The organism is Methyloceanibacter caenitepidi (assembly GCF_000828475.1).
Classification (GTDB): Bacteria; Pseudomonadota; Alphaproteobacteria; order Rhizobiales; family Methyloligellaceae; genus Methyloceanibacter; species Methyloceanibacter caenitepidi.
On record NZ_AP014648.1, the window covers coordinates 997,117 to 1,013,599 of the forward strand.

16 protein-coding genes are annotated in these 16,483 nt (G+C 65.4%); 5 read left to right on the forward strand and 11 right to left on the reverse strand.

Going from position 1 to position 16,483, the window contains the following annotated elements; translation table 11 throughout:
• The first annotated feature begins 73 nt into the window (after positions 1 to 73).
• Positions 74 to 1,915: a DNA mismatch repair endonuclease MutL gene (mutL, locus tag GL4_RS04630; RefSeq protein ID WP_045365082.1), complete on the forward strand. Its 1,842-nt coding sequence runs from the start codon at positions 74 to 76 to the stop codon at positions 1,913 to 1,915.
• A 7-nt stretch (positions 1,916 to 1,922) separates the two neighbouring features.
• On the opposite strand, the gene GL4_RS04635 is transcribed toward mutL, so the two are convergent.
• Genes GL4_RS04635 through GL4_RS04645 form a run of 3 tightly spaced genes read right to left on the reverse strand, consistent with a single transcriptional unit; the run spans position 1,923 to position 3,819 of the window.
• A complete protein-coding gene (locus GL4_RS04635; protein WP_156137393.1) occupies positions 1,923 to 2,417 on the reverse strand; it encodes a hypothetical protein in 495 nt (164 codons plus the stop codon).
• A gap of 11 nt (positions 2,418 to 2,428) precedes the next feature.
• Positions 2,429 to 2,989 (reverse strand): 16S rRNA (guanine(966)-N(2))-methyltransferase RsmD, encoded by a 561-nt coding sequence (rsmD, locus tag GL4_RS04640; protein ID WP_045365088.1) that lies wholly within the window; start codon positions 2,987 to 2,989, stop codon positions 2,429 to 2,431.
• Positions 2,989 to 3,819, reverse strand: coding sequence for a pseudouridine synthase (locus GL4_RS04645; RefSeq protein ID WP_052464120.1), 831 nt, complete (start codon positions 3,817 to 3,819; stop codon positions 2,989 to 2,991). The genes rsmD and GL4_RS04645 overlap by 1 nt, the downstream gene beginning before the upstream one ends.
• Between GL4_RS04645 and GL4_RS04650 the strand changes: the two genes are divergently transcribed.
• Complete coding sequence (locus GL4_RS04650; RefSeq protein WP_425283184.1) at positions 3,818 to 4,306, forward strand: nucleoside deaminase; 489 nt, start codon at positions 3,818 to 3,820, stop codon at positions 4,304 to 4,306. The genes GL4_RS04645 and GL4_RS04650 overlap by 2 nt on opposite strands.
• A 64-nt stretch (positions 4,307 to 4,370) precedes the next feature.
• On the opposite strand, the gene GL4_RS04655 is transcribed toward GL4_RS04650, so the two are convergent.
• Positions 4,371 to 4,733, reverse strand: a complete 363-nt coding sequence (locus GL4_RS04655; RefSeq protein ID WP_045365090.1) for a hypothetical protein — start codon at positions 4,731 to 4,733, stop codon at positions 4,371 to 4,373.
• Between the two features lie 168 nt (positions 4,734 to 4,901).
• Positions 4,902 to 6,176: a phosphoribosylamine--glycine ligase gene (purD, locus tag GL4_RS04660; protein WP_045365093.1), complete on the reverse strand. Its 1,275-nt coding sequence runs from the start codon at positions 6,174 to 6,176 to the stop codon at positions 4,902 to 4,904.
• Between the two features lie 125 nt (positions 6,177 to 6,301).
• Between purD and xseA the strand changes: the two genes are divergently transcribed.
• Together xseA and GL4_RS04670 are read left to right on the forward strand one after the other, a co-directional pair.
• Positions 6,302 to 7,762, forward strand: coding sequence for an exodeoxyribonuclease VII large subunit (xseA, locus tag GL4_RS04665; RefSeq protein WP_045365096.1), 1,461 nt, complete (start codon positions 6,302 to 6,304; stop codon positions 7,760 to 7,762).
• Between the two features lie 57 nt (positions 7,763 to 7,819).
• Entirely contained in the window at positions 7,820 to 8,047 is a 228-nt protein-coding gene (locus tag GL4_RS04670) for a DUF2093 domain-containing protein (RefSeq protein WP_045369453.1), read from the forward strand.
• Positions 8,048 to 8,050: 3 nt separating this feature from the next.
• On the opposite strand, the gene lpxK is transcribed toward GL4_RS04670, so the two are convergent.
• From lpxK to ubiA, 6 genes are all read right to left on the reverse strand, one after another.
• Positions 8,051 to 9,109, reverse strand: a complete 1,059-nt coding sequence (gene lpxK / locus GL4_RS04675) for a tetraacyldisaccharide 4'-kinase (protein WP_082025470.1) — start codon at positions 9,107 to 9,109, stop codon at positions 8,051 to 8,053.
• Positions 9,099 to 11,108, reverse strand: a complete 2,010-nt coding sequence (locus GL4_RS17110) for a glycosyltransferase N-terminal domain-containing protein (protein ID WP_082025471.1) — start codon at positions 11,106 to 11,108, stop codon at positions 9,099 to 9,101. Before GL4_RS17110 ends, lpxK begins: the two co-directional genes overlap by 11 nt.
• A 12-nt stretch (positions 11,109 to 11,120) precedes the next feature.
• Complete coding sequence (locus GL4_RS04685) at positions 11,121 to 12,983, reverse strand: ABC transporter ATP-binding protein (protein WP_052464121.1); 1,863 nt, start codon at positions 12,981 to 12,983, stop codon at positions 11,121 to 11,123.
• 163 nt (positions 12,984 to 13,146) lie between these two features.
• Complete coding sequence (locus tag GL4_RS04690) at positions 13,147 to 13,404, reverse strand: DUF4170 domain-containing protein (protein WP_045365099.1); 258 nt, start codon at positions 13,402 to 13,404, stop codon at positions 13,147 to 13,149.
• A 51-nt stretch (positions 13,405 to 13,455) separates the two neighbouring features.
• The gene (locus GL4_RS04695; protein WP_082025472.1) at positions 13,456 to 14,292 is read right to left on the reverse strand and encodes a 3'(2'),5'-bisphosphate nucleotidase CysQ; all 837 of its coding nucleotides are present in this window, start codon (positions 14,290 to 14,292) and stop codon (positions 13,456 to 13,458) included.
• A 258-nt stretch (positions 14,293 to 14,550) separates the two neighbouring features.
• Positions 14,551 to 15,519: a 4-hydroxybenzoate octaprenyltransferase gene (gene ubiA, locus GL4_RS04700; RefSeq protein ID WP_045365102.1), complete on the reverse strand. Its 969-nt coding sequence runs from the start codon at positions 15,517 to 15,519 to the stop codon at positions 14,551 to 14,553.
• Positions 15,520 to 15,557: 38 nt separating this feature from the next.
• On the opposite strand from ubiA, the gene GL4_RS04705 reads away from it, so the two are divergent.
• The gene (locus tag GL4_RS04705) at positions 15,558 to 16,289 is read left to right on the forward strand and encodes a 16S rRNA (uracil(1498)-N(3))-methyltransferase (protein ID WP_045369462.1); all 732 of its coding nucleotides are present in this window, start codon (positions 15,558 to 15,560) and stop codon (positions 16,287 to 16,289) included.
• Positions 16,290 to 16,483 lie beyond the last annotated feature (194 nt).

The window sequence follows — 16,483 nt, forward strand, 5'->3', positions numbered from 1 at the left end:
AATCGGGTAAGGTGAGACCCGCGCCCGGCGAAGTGACGCGAGGCGCGTCGGCTCGGGGCATGAGAGGCAAGGCATGGCCATTCGTCAGCTGCCGCCGAACCTCATCAATCGCATTGCCGCGGGTGAGGTGGTCGAGCGGCCCGCAAGCGTCGTGAAGGAACTGGTGGAAAACGCGATCGACGCGGGAGCGTCCCGTATCGACGTGACCGTGAGCGGGGGCGGCCTCCAGCTCATCCGCGTGGCCGATGACGGCGCGGGCATGGACGCGCGCGATTTGGAGCTTGCCGTGGAGCGCCATGCCACGTCCAAGCTCAAGGGAGAGGACCTCTCTCATATCCTGACGCTGGGCTTCCGAGGCGAGGCGCTGCCGTCCATCGGTGCCGTGGCCAAGCTCCGCATCACCAGCCGGGCCAGCGACGCCGCCGACGCGTTCACTATCGAGGTCGATGGCGGCCGCAAGGCCCCGCTGAAGCCTGCCGCCCGATCCGCCGGCACGGAAGTTGAGGTGCGCGACCTCTTCTACGCCACGCCCGCCCGGCTCAAATTCATGAAATCGGAACGGGCCGAGACGACCGCCATCACAGATGTGGTGAAGCGTTTGGGCCTGGCCCACCCGGAGGTGGCGTTCTCGTTGTCCAATGGCGAGCGTACCACGCTACGGCTGGAGGCCTGCCCGCCGGGACTTCTCGACCATGGCTTGTCGCGTCTCGGACGCATCCTGGGTGCGGAGTTCGTGGACGACGCGCTCCCGGTCTCTGCGACCCGCGGCCATGTTCGGGTCGAGGGATATGCCGGTCTGCCGACGCTTCACCGTCCGAACGGGCTCAGCATCTATCTCGTCGTCAACGGCCGCCCGGTGCGCGACCGCCTGATCGCCGGCACGGTTCGCGCGGCCTACGGCGACCTCGTGCCGCGCGGCCGCTATCCCATGGTCGCGCTGTTCGTGGATATCCCGCCCGAAGAGGTGGATGTGAACGTCCACCCGGCCAAGACCGAGCTGCGATTCCGCGACGCCAACGGCATGCGGTCGCTGCTGATCGGGGCTGTGCGGGACGCCCTGGGCGAGGCCGGACACCGGGCGACCGGAAGTCTTGCACACGAGGCCTTGCAGCGCATGCGCCCGGCGGAATACGGCTTGCCGCCGGAGGACAGCGGACCGCGCGTCTATCAGAGCGGCCCGCGTGCGTATTCCGGGCCTCAAAGGGCCTCCTACCCAACGCCGGACAGGGTGGCTTTCAGCGACCAGGCGCAAGCGCCGCTCGGAGGCGTCGCGGCGCCCTCGGCGGACATGCGCGGGGCCATGACGGCCGAGGAGCCCACGGACGCGTATCCGCTCGGCGCCGCGCGCGCCCAGATTCAGGACACCTTCATCATCGCTCAAACGGGCGATGCGCTTGTCATCGTCGATCAACACGCCGCCCATGAGCGGCTGGTCTATGAGCGCCTGAAAAGTGCGCTCGAAAACGGCGGCGTGGCCCGGCAGATGCTGCTGATCCCCGACATCGTGGAGATGGCGCCCGAGGCCCTCGACAGCCTGCTCGGAGCCGTGGACGAGCTGGAGCGGTTCGGTCTCGTCGTCGAAAGTTTCGGACCGCAGGCCCTGGCCGTCCGGGAAGTGCCGGCTCTGCTCGGCAATTGCGATACGCGGACGCTCCTCAGCGATCTTGCGGGGCTCCTCATGGAAGCCGAAGACGGAAGCGGTGCGCAAGTTTTGCGCGACCGGCTCGATCACGTCCTCTCCACCATGGCCTGCCACGGCAGCGTCCGCGCCGGACGGCGCCTGTCGCCCGAGGAGATGAACGCGCTGCTGCGTGATATGGAGAAGACGCCGTTCTCCGGCCAGTGCAATCACGGCCGCCCCACCTATGTGGAGCTGAAGCTCACCGATATCGAGAAGCTGTTTCAGCGCCGCTAGGCGCGTCTCACAGCTCGACGCGATTCTTGCCGCGATGACTTTCGACGCACGCCTTCAAGGCCTTGAGAGCCTCGCCGGTCCTCGGGCGCTGAAGCACGAATTCCTTCTCCCGAATATTGACGCGAAACTCCTTGCCCTCGCCGATGGCGAGCGCGAGTGCGCCACCGTTCTCAAGCGGAATGAGCACGCCGTTGTCCGCGACGACGTCGGCAATCGCCGCGACCGAATCGATCCCTTCCACGTGGATCAGCGTGGGTTTCTGGCCTCCCGGCTCCAGCTTGAGGGCCGGGTCGGCGACAATCATGCCGAAATCGTTTCCATGGGTCATGACGAAGCCGACCGTGGTGTGCTCGGGATCTGGCATGAGAACCGTGCAATCGGTGAAGGTGCCTTCCCCGTTGAAATTGGCGCGCCCCTGCCAATCGCCGGTCTGGAAGGAGTCTCCAGCAGGGGAGGCGGCGGCAAGAACCAAACCGAGACAGGTGAATGCCCATAGTCGCATCGTCAGCTCCTTCAACACTCGTATCGAGCGATCGCAATCTCGGTGTCGCCATAGCGGCGCCGGTCGATCTCTACCAGACCGTGCGGCCAGTTCGGCGGCTCTCCCGCCCGTTCTTCCAGCACGATCACGGCATTCGGCGCAAGCCAGCCGCCATCGAGCGCGCTTTGCAAGGCACGCGTGCCCAATCCCTTGCCATAAGGCGGGTCGCAGAACACCAAGTCAAACGGGTTCAATGTGCCCACGGGGCCGAGCTGGGTGGCGTCGCGCCGCCAGATCTTGGTCACGCCCGTGAGCCCCAAGGCCTCCACATTGCGGCGGATCGTGCCGCGCGCGCCGGCGTCCTCCTCGATGAAGAGGCAGTACCGGGCGCCGCGCGACACCGCCTCCAGCCCCAACGCGCCGGAGCCGGAGAACAGGTCGAGCACGCGCACGTCTTCGAACGCAATCTCCAGCGCGCCATGGGTGAGCACGTTGAAGAGTGCCTCGCGGACTCGGTCCGACGTTGGGCGCGTGTTCAAGCCCTTGGGCGCATCGAGCGACTTGCCCTTGAAGCGCCCGGCGACGATGCGCATCAGGTCTTCACGCCCAACTCGCGGGCGAGCGTCGCGCCGAGCTGATCGGCGATCACCTTGCGCTTGACTTCGTCGACCGCCCCAGCCGGCAGATCGCCCAACGAGAAGGGACCGAAGGAGGTGCGGATCAGCCGGTTCACGCTGAGGCCCAGATGAGCGGCGATGCGCTTCACCTCGCGGTTCTTGCCCTCGCGGAGACCGATAAGCAGCCAGAGATTGCTCCCTTGTGTCCGTTCGATCTTGGCGTCGATGGGGCCGTAGCGGATGCCGTCGATCGTGACGCCGCTCTTGAGGGCATCGAGCGCATCCTGGCTGACCTGGCCATGCGCGCGCACGCGGTAGCGCCGGACCCAGCCCGTGCTCGGGAGTTCCAAATGACGCGCCAAGGCGCCGTCGGTCGTCAGCAGCAGCAGGCCTTCGGTGTTGATGTCGAGGCGGCCGACCGACACCACGCGGGGCAACGTGTCGGGCAGATTGGCGAAAACGGTCGGCCGGCCATCCGGATCCTTGTGGCTGGTCACGAGGCCCTTCGGCTTGTTGTAGCGCCACAGGCGCGGCGCATGCAGGGAGGGGAGGGGCTCCCCGTCAACCAGGATTGTGTCTTCGCTGCTCACCACATGCGCAGGGCTCGTCAGGACAGTACCGTTCACGCAGACGCGGCCGGCCTCGATCCATTTCTCCGCGTCGCGCCGGGAGCACAGCCCGGCATGGGCGATCGCCTTGGCGATCCGCATCGGCTCCATCTCGCGCTTGGGCGGGGCGGGGCGCGTGCGTGCCCGTTTCCGCGGCGCTTGACCGCCGGTCGTCCGTTCGTTCACCTTGGCTTTCATGACGGCGAAGCTTGCAGAAGATGGCGCCTCCGGCAAGCGCTCCAAATCGACGCCGATGGATCTGGCGCTGGACGAAGCGCGCGCCGCGGCCGATCGCGGCGAGGTGCCGGTCGGGGCGGTCGTGGTCGATACGAACGGGTCGGTGCTGGCGCAGGCTGGCAACCGCACGCTGGAACTGCGCGATCCCACGGCCCATGCGGAAATTCTGGCTTTGCGGGCGGCGGCATCGGCGCTTCGCAGCGAGCGCCTGATCGACTGCGATCTCTACGTGACGCTCGAACCCTGCGCTATGTGCGCGGGCGCGATTTCCTTCGCGAGGGTAAGGCGTCTGTATTTCGGCGCGAGCGATCCCAAGGGCGGCGCGGTTGAACATGGGCCACGCTTCTTCAGCCAGCCCACCTGCCACCATGTCCCCGAAATCTATGGAGGCATTGGCGAGACGGCGTCGTCGTCGCTGCTACGGGACTTCTTCGCCGCGCGCCGTTGATCGTTCGAGCACAAACGCGGACGCAACAAGCGCCGGACGAGGGAGTGGGGAAAAGCGCTAGAGCTTAGCGATAAGGACGTGGAAGCGGGGCGTTCTGATTGTGCGGCCAGTAGCGCATGGGATACTGGTTCCGCTGAATCGCCTCGTTCTCGACATTGCCCCAGCTATACGGCACGAAGCCGATATAGGACGACCAGCCCTTACGGCCCGGACCCTGGGCGTAATACGGATACACGGGGGTGCGGTCGCGTTTGAAAATTCTCTTGACCTGATGGACGTTGACGCCGGGCGCTTCGGGCCCCGCGATCACGCCGCCCATGGCCTTGGCGGGCGCCGACCAGGTCAGCAGCCACAGATAGAAAAGAATCGCACCGACGCCCACGACACCGGAAACGGTCTTCTTTGTCAGGGGTGTGTCGAATGTCATCGTGCGAGTCTCGGGTCCTGGTTAGGAATCTACTTGACTTGGAGATAGTGACGTCATCGTGAAAAGACAACATTTCCCGGTGACAAAAGAGAGGCGAAACGGTGCCCTGCGCTCTTCATAGGGGCTTACGGTGAATTTCTCCCTAATGCGCCGCCGACGGACGAAGCATCAAGCGCCGCGTTTCAGCGCTCGCCAGCCTATGTCGCGGCGGCAGAACCCGCCGGGCCAGTCGATCGCGTCCACCGCTTGATAGGCGCGGGTCTGCGCCGTCGCGATGTCCTCGCCGAGCGCCGTCACGCCGAGCACCCGGCCGCCGGTGGCAAAAATCCGCGATCCGTCGCGCGTCGTGCCCGCATGAAAGATCGCGGTGCGCGGATCGGCACCGGCCCGCTCGAGTCCCCTTATCTCGGTCCCTTTGTCGTAGGCGCCGGGATAGCCCTTGGCCGCCATCACCACGCACAGCGCCGCATCGGCCTCCCAATCCAGCGTCACACCGTTGAGCCGTCCTTGCGCGGTCGCCAGCAGCACGGGCAGGAGGTCCGACTTCAGGCGCATCATCAGCGGCTGCGCCTCCGGGTCCCCGAAGCGCACATTGTATTCGATGAGCTTTGGCGCCCCATCCTCGATCATCAGCCCCGCATAGAGCACGCCTTTGAACGGCGTCCCGCGCGCCTTCATGGCGGCAACCGTCGGCAGGATGATCTCGTCCATCGTCCGGGCACACAGGGCGTCTGTCATAATGGGAGCCGGCGAATAGGCGCCCATGCCGCCCGTGTTCGGACCCAGGTCGCCGTCGTCGACGCGCTTGTGGTCCTGGGCCGTCGCAAGCGGCAGCGCGGTCTCGCCGTCGACAAGGGCGAAGAAACTCGCCTCCTCCCCGTTCAGAAATTCCTCGACGACCACTTCCGCACCGGCATCCCCGAAGGCGCCGTCGAAGCAGGCGTCGATGGCGGCCTCGGCCTCGTCTAGTCTCTCTGCGATGACGACGCCTTTGCCGGCCGCAAGACCATCGGCCTTGATGACGATCGGCAGCTTCTGCCCCGCGAGATAGGCCTTGGCGGAGGCGGCATCCGTGAAGCGGCCGTAGGCAGCGGTGGGGATGCCGAACTCGGTGCACAAATCCTTGGTGAAGCCTTTCGAGCCCTCCAGCGCCGACGCCGCCTTGGACGGGCCGAACACGGGGAGGCCTTGCGCCGCCAGATCGTCAGAGAGTCCGGACACCAGCGGCGCCTCGGGGCCGATGACCACAAGCCCTATCTTCTTCTCGTCGCAGAATTTGGCGACCGCGCCATGATCGCCCACATCGAGAGAGACGCATTCGGCCGTCTCGGCGATGCCTGCATTTCCGGGCGCGCAGTAGAGCGTGTCGAGGAGAGGGCTCTGCGCCAGTTTCCATGCCAGCGCATGCTCGCGCCCGCCGCCGCCGATGAGAAGTACGTTCACGACTGTCGTTGCCCCGCTTGTTCCGCCAACCCTGCGCCTGTATGCCCTAATGGTAAGGTCATGCCGCGTGAAGGACGTCGCGCTCTTAGCACGACAACGGCAGTTTAGAAAAAGAGACGCCCCGAATGGCACCCCGCAATCCACAGCCTGAGCCGACCAACGTCACCGAATACTCGGTGTCGGAGCTGGCTTTTGCGCTGAAGCGCACGGTCGAGGACGCCTACGGCCTCGTGCGTCTGCGCGGCGAGATCTCGGGCTATCGTGGGCCCCATGCCTCCGGCCACTGTTATTTCCGGCTCAAGGACGAAGGCGCGGCTATCGAGGCGGTCGTCTGGCGCGGCACGTTCTCGCGGCTGAAATTCAAACCCGAGGAAGGGCTGGAGATCGTCGCCAAGGGCAAGATCACCACCTATCCCGGCGGGTCGAAATATCAGATCGTGATCGAGGACCTGGAGCCGGCGGGCGCGGGCGCGCTCATGGCGCTGCTGGAGCAGCGCAAGAAGCAACTTGCCGCCGAAGGCCTGTTCGACGAGGCGCGCAAACAGGAGCTGCCTTTCCTGCCGGACGTCATCGGCGTGGTGACCTCGCCCACGGGCGCCGTCATCCGCGACATTCTCCATCGCCTCGGCGACCGCTTCCCCTCCCATGTCATCGTGTGGCCGGTGCGGGTGCAAGGCGAGACCTGCGCGGCGGAGGTCGCTGCCGCCATCGCCGGCTTCAACGCGGGCGCGGCGACCGAAGGCATTCTCCCGGACCTCATCATCGTGGCGCGGGGCGGCGGCAGCCTGGAGGATTTGTGGGGCTTCAACGAGGAGATCGTCGTGCGGGCCGCGGCCGCGAGTGCGATTCCGCTGATCTCCGCCGTCGGCCACGAGACCGACTGGACCTTGATCGACCTTGTGGCCGACTACCGGGCCCCAACCCCGACCGCCGCCGCCGAGCGCGCGGTCCCGGTGCGCTCCGAGCTTTTGAGCGCGGTGCAGACCTACGGCGTGCGCATGGCCGGCACGATGCGCCGGGCGCTGGAGCATTGGCGCAGCCGGGTCACGGCATCGGCGCGGGGGCTGCCCCGCCGCGAGGCCATCCTCGGCCTGCCGCGTCAGCGGCTCGATACCGCGAGCGGCCGGCTGCTCCAGTCCTTGCGGGCGAACACAAACAGCCACCGGGCGGTTCTGGCGCGGACGGCGGCCGCCTTGCGGCCAGGGCTTGTGGCCCGTCAGGCTGCCACGGCGCGCGACCTGCTGAAGCGCCTCGACCGGGACCGCTCGCGGGCGATCCAAGCCCGTGTGGAGCGCGCACGCCAGCGGCTTGATGCGCAGGCGAAGCTCTTGGGCACACTCGGCTATCAGAACGTCCTCGCGCGCGGGTTTGCGCTTGTCCGGGACGCGGAGGGTTCGATGGTGCGCAGCGCCCGCGCCGTGCATAGCGGCGAAGCGCTCGACATTCAGTTCTCGGATGGCCATATCGGTGTCCAGGTGGTAGGCGGCACAGCTGGGGCGCCTGCGGCAGCAAAACCAAAAGTACCTGGGACCGCTCGGAAGAAAGCCAAATCGGAACCTGAGGGCTCTCAGGGCAGCCTGCTCTAGCGCTGGCAAGTGCCCCGTGCTGACGCTAAGGTGCCCGAAACGAGGAAGACCACGACTGTGATGAATCGCTTCGAACGCAATTTCGGCTTCAAGGGTGAAGCCAAGCTCCGCTATCTGGATGGAGAGGTGCAGGTGGTCACGCCGGGCGAGTTCGTCCGCTGCGCGGTGACAGGGACCGCCATTCCGCTCGATGAGCTGCGCTATTGGAGCGTCGCGTTGCAGGAGCCCTACGTGGACGCCGCCGCCTCGCTGAAGCGGGTCCGCGAGACCTCCGAGAAAACCTAGCTGCTACTTTTTTGAAGACGCCTTTTCGAGCGTCTCTTCAAGCAACGCCTTCACGGCATCCTCGTCGTCGAACGTGATGACGATCGGGAACGGCCGCGAGCGTTTCTTCAGCTCGGCAACAGCGCTCTCGTCTTCATCGTCGTCATCCTCGCTGAGACGCGCCCAGTCCTTTTCGGTCGTCACCAGCATCGCCTTCTTGGCTTCGGCCTCGTCCAGCAGGCGACGCGCTTCCTTCTCGGTGAAGCGGTGATGATCGCCGAAGCCGTGACTGGCAACGAGGCGCGCTCCGTTCGACTTCAGCGTCGCGAAGAATTTCGACGGCCGCGCGATCCCCGCAAAGCCGATCGCCGGCAGGATGGTGAGCCAGCGCGGGTCGCAATTGGGCGTGATCTTCGCGCGCAAGGCGGGCTTGCCGGCCGCCTCGAAGCGCTTGATGAGCGCATCGCCCTTCTTGCCCTCGCCGATGACGAGCAGAGCATCGGCATACGGCATCTGGACGGCTAGCGGCGCGCGCAACGGGCCAGCTGGAATGACCTTCCCGTTGCCGAGCCCCGAGCCAGCGTCCACTACGATCAGCGACAGATCCTTCGCCAGCCCCGGATTTTGAAACCCGTCATCCATGACGATTAAGTCGGCGCCCGTTTCTTCGATCGCCTTTGCGCCCGCAGCCCTGTCCGCGGAAACGAATGTCGGCGCTGCCTCGGCTAAAAGAAGGGCCTCGTCGCCGACCTCGCTCGCATCGTGCCCGGCGACCTGGACCACATCCTTGGCGCTGCCGCCATAGCCGCGCGTGAGGAAGGCGGGAGCCTTGCCCATGGCCTTGAGCAGCCCGGCCAGAGCAATGGCCGTCGGAGTCTTGCCGCCGCCGCCGGAGGTGAAGTTGCCGATGCAGATCACGGGCAGGCGTGAATGGTAAGCCGGCTCTTGTGCCAGGCGTGAGGCGGCGCTCCGGCCGTAGAACGCGGCGACGGGCGAGAGCAGGACGGGCATGACTTTGGCGAGCGTGACTTTGGCGAGGCTCCCGCGCTTGCCATACCACCAGGAGGGTGTCTCAAGAGGCATGTTGCAGCGGCACCTTCTCCGGGAAGTAGGCTTCGATCGCTTCCAGCGTTTTCGGCATGGCCCCGGTCATCATGGCGACGCAGGCCTCGGCCTTGGCGTGGACTTCCTTGCGGGCCACTTCGTTCTGAAGCAGGTCGAGCACCGCATCGGCAAGGGTGGCGGCATCTGCGACCTCCCGGGCACCTCCCGCCTTCAGCAGGTCCGCATACATCTCGCGGAAATTATGCACGTGCGGACCGGCCAGGACGGCGGCGCCGAGCTTGATCGCCTCCACGGGGTTCTGGCCCCCGTGCTTGACCAGGGACCCGCCGATGAAAGCGACGGGCGTGAGCGCGTAGAACACGCCGAGCTCGCCGATCGTGTCCGCCACATAGACATCCGTGTTGGCATCGATGCTCCCGCCTTGCGATCGCATCGTGACCTTCAGGCCGCGGGACCGCAGCGTCTCGGCGATGGCGGTGCCGCGCTCGGGATGACGCGGCACGATGATGGTGGCGATATCCGGCAGCGTCTCTTTTATCTTGGCGTGGGCCGCCCCGACGATCTCGTCCTCGCCGGGATGGGTGCTGGCCGCCAGCCAGACCGGCCGTCCCCAGAACGCAGCCGACAGGTCCGCCTTCGCCGCGGCGTCCACGGGCGGTGGGGGCGCGTCCGCCTTCAGATTGCCGGCCGCGTAGGACTTGGGCGCGCCGAGCTGTGCCATCTGCTCGGCAAGCCGTTCGTTCTGGGCCAGCACGAGGTCGAAGGCCGAAAAGATGGGCCGGCTCATGCCGGGGCGCCGCCGCCATCTCTTGTAGGAAGGCCCGGACATGCGCGCGTTGATCAGAAGGAGCGGGATGCCGGTCGCCTTCGTCTCGAGCACGAGGTTGGGCCACACCTCCGATTCCACCAGAACGGCGAGATCGGGACGCCAGTGGTCCAGAAAGCGCTTGAGATAGCTGGTTCGGTCCAGCGGAACGTATTGATGGATCGCGCCTTGGGGCAAGCGCATGCGCGCATGGCGCGCCGACGTCACCGTGGCGGTTGTCAGCAAGATACGGATGTCCGGCCGCGCCTGCGCGATGTGCTCGATCAGCGGGAGCGCGGCATTCGTCTCTCCCACGGATGCTGCATGGAACCAGACGAGGAAGCCGCTGGGACGAGGCGTGCCCGCGATCCCGTAGCGTTCGGGGCGCCGGTCGCGTTCCTCCTTGCCCTTGCGCGTCCGCCACGCCAGCAGCAAAGGGGCGACGGGTGCGGCCAGCTGTGTCGCCAGCCGGTAGGTCTTGAGCGCGGCGCCGGGCTTCGCCTTCTCTTCGGGGCTGAGTGGATCGGCGGCGCCGGCAAGCGCGTAGGCCCGCGCGGTCGTCTCGGCGAGGGCCTGCTCGATGGCCTTGCGTCCCGCTTCGATGTCGGCAGGGTCCTCCGAACGCGGGGGTGCGACGGGGTCGCCGATGACGATGGCCAGCGTCGAGAACGGCAGGTTGATCGTGAAGGCGCTCCAGGTCGAAAGCTTCACGGCCCGGCTGGTGGCGATCGCGAACGGCACCACGGGGCGTCCGGATTTCGCCGAGAGCGTTGCGATACCAGTGCCCGCGCGCCGGGCAGGCCCGGGCGGCACATCCGCCGTCATCGCGACGGTCGCGCCCGCTTCGAGCGCGCGCAGGGATTCCCGCATCGCCGTCGCGCCGCCGCGGTTGCGTTTGCGTTTTCCGGCGCCCGCGCCGCGGATCAGGTCCATACCGAAGCGGCGCAGCACGTCGCCGATCAGTTCGGCGTCTCCATGGCGCGAGACCATGGCCTTCACCTCGGCCGGGCGCTCGGGTTTGAGATTGGGCAGCAACATGAACTGGCCGTGCCACATGGCCAGAATTTGCGGGTGCTGGTCAAAGAGCTTTGCGTCCGTGTCTTCCGGTTCGCGCACCACGGTGCTGGTGCCGTATACGAGCCGGATATAACCGGCGGCGAGCTTGCTCAGGAAAGCCGTGCCTTGCTCGGATGCGAGAAAACGCTTCACCATCCCGAAGCGCCGCTATTCGCCAGGTACGGGGACGGCGGCCGCCTCGTCGGCGGATGCCTGCTCCAGAGCACCGGCGATGCCAAACTGGGTACGATGCAGCCGCGTATAGAGCCCCCCGCGCGAGACGAGCTCGTCATGGCGCCCTGTCTCGACAATGCGCCCCTTGTCGAGCACGCAGATGAGATCGGCTTTCTTCACCGTGGACAGGCGGTGGGCAATCATAAGCACCGAACGCCCCTGCATGAGCTTCTCAAGCGCCGCCTGAACCTTGGCTTCGGACTCGGAGTCGAGCGAGCTTGTCGGCTCGTCCAGCATGAGGATCGGCGCGTCCTTGTAGATTGCCCGCGCGATGGCGATGCGTTGCCTTTCGCCGCCGGACAGGAGCGTACCTGCCTCGCCGACACGGGTGTCATAGCCGCGCGGCAATCCCACGATGAAGTCGTGCGCCGCTGCGGCCTTCGCTGCCGCGACAACTTCTTCCTCGACCAGAGGTTTCGCGCCATAGGCGATGTTCGCGCGGATGGTGTCGTCGAACAGAACCGGGTCCTGGGTCACGAGACCGATCGCGTCCCGCAACGAGGAGACCGTGACATCCTTGATGTCTTGGCCGTCGATGAGGACCGCACCTTCCTGGGGATCGAAGAATCGCAACGCGAGATTCACAAGCGTGCTCTTCCCGGAGCCGGACGGGCCCACAAGCGCCACGGTCTTGCCCGGCGGGACGGTCAGCGTCACGCCCTCCAGCACGACATTCTCCGGGTCGTAGTAGAACCCGACATCGCGGAACTCGACCTTGCCTTCGGTGAGTTCGAGCGGCTTGGCGTTGGCCGCCTCGACGAGCTTGCTCTCGCGGTCGACGATGCCGAATACGCGGCTCGCCGCGGCGACACCTTCCTGCAACTGTGTTTGCAGCGTCGCCAGGCTCTTGAGCGGTCCGTAGATCAACAATGCCGCCGTGGTGAAGCCCATGAAATGGCCGAGGGTCGCTTCGCCCCGTACGCCATGGATGCCGGCCACGTAAACGGCGGCGGCGAAGCCGAGACCGACGATGAGCTCCATCGCGGGACTCGACAGGGCCCGCGCACGCATGCCCCGCATCGTGAACTCCAAGGCCCGGTTGATCGCCAGGCTAGCCCGCTGCTCTTCTTGCGCTTCCTGCTTGTAGGCCCGCACGACGCGCATGCCTTGCAGCGTCTGTGTCACGAGCGCGGATAGGTCGCCCGTTTCCTGTAGCGACTTGGTCGTCGATTTGCGCATCTTCCGGCGTTGCCGAGACAGCATGAACCACGCGAACGGCATAAAGATCAGCATTAGCATCGATAGGCGCGGCGCCATGTAGAACATCGATCCCACAAGGATTACGACTTTGAAGGCGTTCTCGAAGAGTGTGACGATCGTCCGGCTGGCCGTGGCGCGGATCAGGGTCGCATCGTTGAGGAAGCCGGAAAGAATGCGGCCCGAATGGACGGTTTGGATCCAGCTGAGGTCGGCCTCGGCCAGCTTGTTGAACATCTGCAGGCGCAAGTCCGCGATGAACCGGTGGCCGAGATAGCCGACGGTCACATCCGCCACATACTCGGAGATCGCCTTGACCACTGTGATGACGACGATCGCGATGGTGATGTAGAGGACCACATCCGCGTTCTTGTTGACGAAGATCTCGTCCGCCGTGCGTTGGATCACGAACGGAATGGCACCCGTCGTCGCCGCAGTGAGCAGCATCGCGACCGCGCCGCAGGCGAGCAGTGCCTTATGGGGGCGGAGATGCTCCTGCCAAATCCGCTTGACGATCTCGGCCGTCGTGTAGCGGTGGCCCGCGAGTTCGTCGGTACCGCGTGCAGCCACGCGGGCATCTATGAAGACGTTGTCTTTCAAGGGTTATCCCGGTTTTTGTGAGGCATGGCGAGCTCGGCCCGCCTCCTGGTTCCCCTGTCTAGCACGAGAGCCGTCACCAGAGCCATGGGCCGTTTGCGGCGAAAAGCCCCTCGAGACCAGCGCTCGAGGCACGCCGGCGCAGGGAGGGTGTGCCGCTTATCGGCTAGGTCGCCTCCGGATCAAGCAGGCGGTGAAGGTGCACGATGAAGTAGCGCATATGGGCATCGTCCACGGACCGCTGTGCGGCGTCTTTCCATGCATCGTAGGCGGTAGCGTAGCTGGGATAGATTCCGACGATGTCCAACTTGCTCAGATCGTCGAAGTGGACCTTGTCCAGTTCGGTCAGAGTTCCGCCAAAGACGAGATGCAGCAACTGCTTGCCGTTCTCCGCCGTTCCCGATGCACCCTTGTCTGCAGCCATGCGAAATCCCCCTAGCTCGTGTGTTCGCCGGGCAATGTGCCGAATTGTGATCTAAAGGTCTACGCGGCTTGTGCGTTCGATCAGCGCAGGGTGGAGGGCGATGCCGCTGGCGACAAGGCTGGGAAATTTTGGATTTTCGCTGTTGTAGGCATGCGGCGCGCCCCGGTGATCGGTGATCACGCCCCCGGCCTCTTCAACGATCACGGCCGCGGCCGCCAGGTCCCATTCCGCCTTGGGCGTCAGCGAGATGGTGGCGTCTCCGCGCCCGCCGGCGACCAGCGCCAGACGGTAGGCGACGGAATTCACCCACTGAGCCGTGACATTGGGCCAGGGCTCTTCCCAGATTTTCTTCTTGAACAGACCGCCGCTTGCGATCATCCGGGCCCCTTCCAAGGTGGCTTGGTCGGTCGTGCGGATCGGTTTGCCGTTCAGGAACGCCCCGCCGCCGCGAATGGCGTGAAAGAACTCGTCCTTCTCGGGATTGTAAACGACGCCAATTACCGGAACGCCGTCCTCGACCAGGGCCGCGGAGATGGTCCATTCGGCAATTTCGCGCAAGAAGGCGCCGGTCCCGTCGATGGGATCGATCATCCAGACCCGAGAGTACTTGAGGCGCGAGCGGTCGTCGGGGCTCTCCTCGGAAAGCCAGCCGTAATCCTTGCGGCGCGTGGTGAGGTCGAGCTTCAGCGCGGCGTCGACGGCGAGGTCGGCCTCGCTCACCTGAGAACCGTCCGCCTTCGTGAAGGCCTTCGGCGACTCCTTGAAGTAGCTCGACGCCAGGGTCCCGGCCTCGCGTACCGCACGACCGAGGATATCGAAATCCTGCTCGCGGCTAGGCGACGATCCATGCGCCTTTTCGTGGGTCTTGTTGTGCGTAATCGCGGTCATCGCGGGATAGGAACACTCTCTAAACCATGCTGGAAGCTACCGGTCGTTAATGACGTCCATTAAGCGTCCGGGAAGTCTTCCGTGGCACCATCTACGCAATCAAGGCTACCTCAAGGCAGCCAATAAGGAAGCTAACAGCAAGGCGTCACACGGGCCTCGGATGCGATACGCACCGGGGCCCGCTTGCGTTGCGGGAACTTTAGGTGAGTCGCCCGTGCATTTCCCGGGCCAATCGTCCATTCCCGTCACATCGTCCCTCTAGAGGGAAGATACAAGCGTCATATCGGCCAGAATTGCGAAAAAAACAATCAAACCAAAGTCTCGGTTGGACTTGAAACGGGCAAGGCAATTGTCGGCGTCGTCGATGTCGAGCGTCGCGATTTGCCACAGGATCTGGCCGCAGGCGAAGGCGAGGCCGGCGAAGAACAGCGGCCCGCCGCCGGACAGCCAGCCGGCGAGCCCCATGGCCGCTATCGTCACCGCGTAGAAACCGCTCAGCCAATATCGGGTGTCGGCGCCGAACCGCAGCGCGGTCGATTTCATGCCGATCAACGCGTCGTCCTCGCGGTCCTGGTGCGCATAGATAGTGTCGTAGCCGACGGTCCAGGCGACAGCGCCCACATAAAGCACCACCGGCGCCCAATCGAGACGGCCCGTGACCGCCGCCCAGCCCATCAGCGCCCCCCAGTTGAATGCCAGCCCGAGCACGGCTTGGGGCCAATGGCTGATCCGCTTCATGAAGGGGTACAGCGCCACGATGGGGATGACGGCAAAGCCCAGCCAGATCGAGAAGGTGTTGAGGCTGAGGAGCACGCCAAGACCGACGAGGCACTGGGCCAGCATGAAAGCAACAGCGCTCGTTAACGAGACTTGACCGCTCGGCAGCGGCCGTGACCTTGTGCGGGCGACCTTCGCGTCGATGTCCCGGTCAACAATGTCATTATAGGTGCAGCCCGCACCGCGCATCACGATGGCGCCGACGGCGAATAGCAGCAGCAGGACGGGATCGGGGTAGGCCGCACTCGAGTGAATGCCCGCCAGACCCACCGACCAGAAGCAGGGCAGCGCCAGCAGGTAGAAGCCCACCGGCCGGTCCGCACGGGCGAGCCGCAGATACGGCAGCGCCCAGGCCGGCGCGTAGCGGTCGGCCCAGTTTTCGGCTCGGGCATCGGCCACAGGCGTATCGGCCGGAGCGCCGGCTTTGCCTTCATTCTTCGGACGTGTCATGTGTCCTGCCGTCTCGCTTGTTCTGCCGCGTGTCGTCCATGCCCTCTAAACTGCCACGGCTGTTCGTCAAGTCCCCGCTTCTACCGAGCGCGGAAATAGCGCTGGACCGTGACCAGACGCATTACCTTGCGAATGTGCTTCGGATTAAGCCGGACTCCTACGTCCTGGTGTTCAATGGAAGCGACGGCGAGTGGTGCGCCCGAGCCGCCGCTGTCGGCAAGAAGTCCATGACACTTGTCGCCGAGCACCAAACGCGGCCTCAGGAAGAGGGCCCCGACCTCCACTATCTCTTCGCGCCAATCAAGCGCGCGCGCGTGGATTACATGGCGCAGAAGGCGACGGAGATGGGCGCCAGCGTTCTGCGGCCGGTGATCACGCGGCGCACCATCGCCGAGCGGGTCAAGGTCGAACGCCTCGAGGCGAATGCCGTCGAGGCGGCGGAACAATGCGGCATCCTGCGGGTGCCGGAGGTGCGCGCCCCGCAAAGGCTCGACGACGTTCTGAATGCATGGGACCCGGAGCGGCGCCTTGTCTTCGCAGACGAGATGGCTGCTACCGCTTCGCCGCTCGAGGCGTTGGCGTCGGATACATCTCGTCCGCACGCGGTCTTGATCGGGCCTGAGGGCGGGTTCGATCCCGAAGAGCGCGATCTTCTGCTCGAGAGAGACTTCGTGCTGCCGATCTCTCTCGGTCCGCGAGTCATGCGCGCGGATACCGCGGCGGTCGCATGTCTGACACTTGTCAACGCCGTATGCGGCGATTGGCGCTAGTCTGCTTGCAAATCGATGAAACTCTGTGATTCGATTGTCACAGGTTGTGCACCAAGCGTGGTCTATCCTCGCAATAGCGCCCGTAAGCCATTACGGTTGCATGCAGTCTTGCCGCAGCGCCCATGGATCGAAGCAGCGAAGGAATGATCGTCAGACACGCACGCTCACTTCGATGGACGACCCGTGCGACGGTC

Bases quoted from the DNA above. Each gene is read 5' to 3' on its own strand.
- mutL (WP_045365082.1), top strand. From the start codon at position 74: ATGGCCATTCGTCAGCTGCCGCCGAACCTCATCAATCGCATTGCCGCG.
- GL4_RS04635 (WP_156137393.1), bottom strand. From the start codon at position 2,417: ATGCGACTATGGGCATTCACCTGTCTCGGTTTGGTTCTTGCCGCCGCC.
- rsmD (WP_045365088.1), bottom strand. From the start codon at position 2,989: ATGCGCATCGTCGCCGGGCGCTTCAAGGGCAAGTCGCTCGATGCGCCC.
- GL4_RS04650 (WP_425283184.1), top strand. From the start codon at position 3,818: ATGACGGCGAAGCTTGCAGAAGATGGCGCCTCCGGCAAGCGCTCCAAA.
- GL4_RS04645 (WP_052464120.1), bottom strand. From the start codon at position 3,819: ATGAAAGCCAAGGTGAACGAACGGACGACCGGCGGTCAAGCGCCGCGG.
- GL4_RS04655 (WP_045365090.1), bottom strand. From the start codon at position 4,733: ATGACATTCGACACACCCCTGACAAAGAAGACCGTTTCCGGTGTCGTG.
- xseA (WP_045365096.1), top strand. From the start codon at position 6,302: ATGGCACCCCGCAATCCACAGCCTGAGCCGACCAACGTCACCGAATAC.
- lpxK (WP_082025470.1), bottom strand. From the start codon at position 9,109: ATGCCTCTTGAGACACCCTCCTGGTGGTATGGCAAGCGCGGGAGCCTC.
- GL4_RS17110 (WP_082025471.1), bottom strand. From the start codon at position 11,108: ATGGTGAAGCGTTTTCTCGCATCCGAGCAAGGCACGGCTTTCCTGAGC.
- GL4_RS04690 (WP_045365099.1), bottom strand. From the start codon at position 13,404: ATGGCTGCAGACAAGGGTGCATCGGGAACGGCGGAGAACGGCAAGCAG.
- GL4_RS04695 (WP_082025472.1), bottom strand. From the start codon at position 14,292: ATGACCGCGATTACGCACAACAAGACCCACGAAAAGGCGCATGGATCG.
- ubiA (WP_045365102.1), bottom strand. From the start codon at position 15,519: ATGACACGTCCGAAGAATGAAGGCAAAGCCGGCGCTCCGGCCGATACG.
- GL4_RS04705 (WP_045369462.1), top strand. From the start codon at position 15,558: ATGCCCTCTAAACTGCCACGGCTGTTCGTCAAGTCCCCGCTTCTACCG.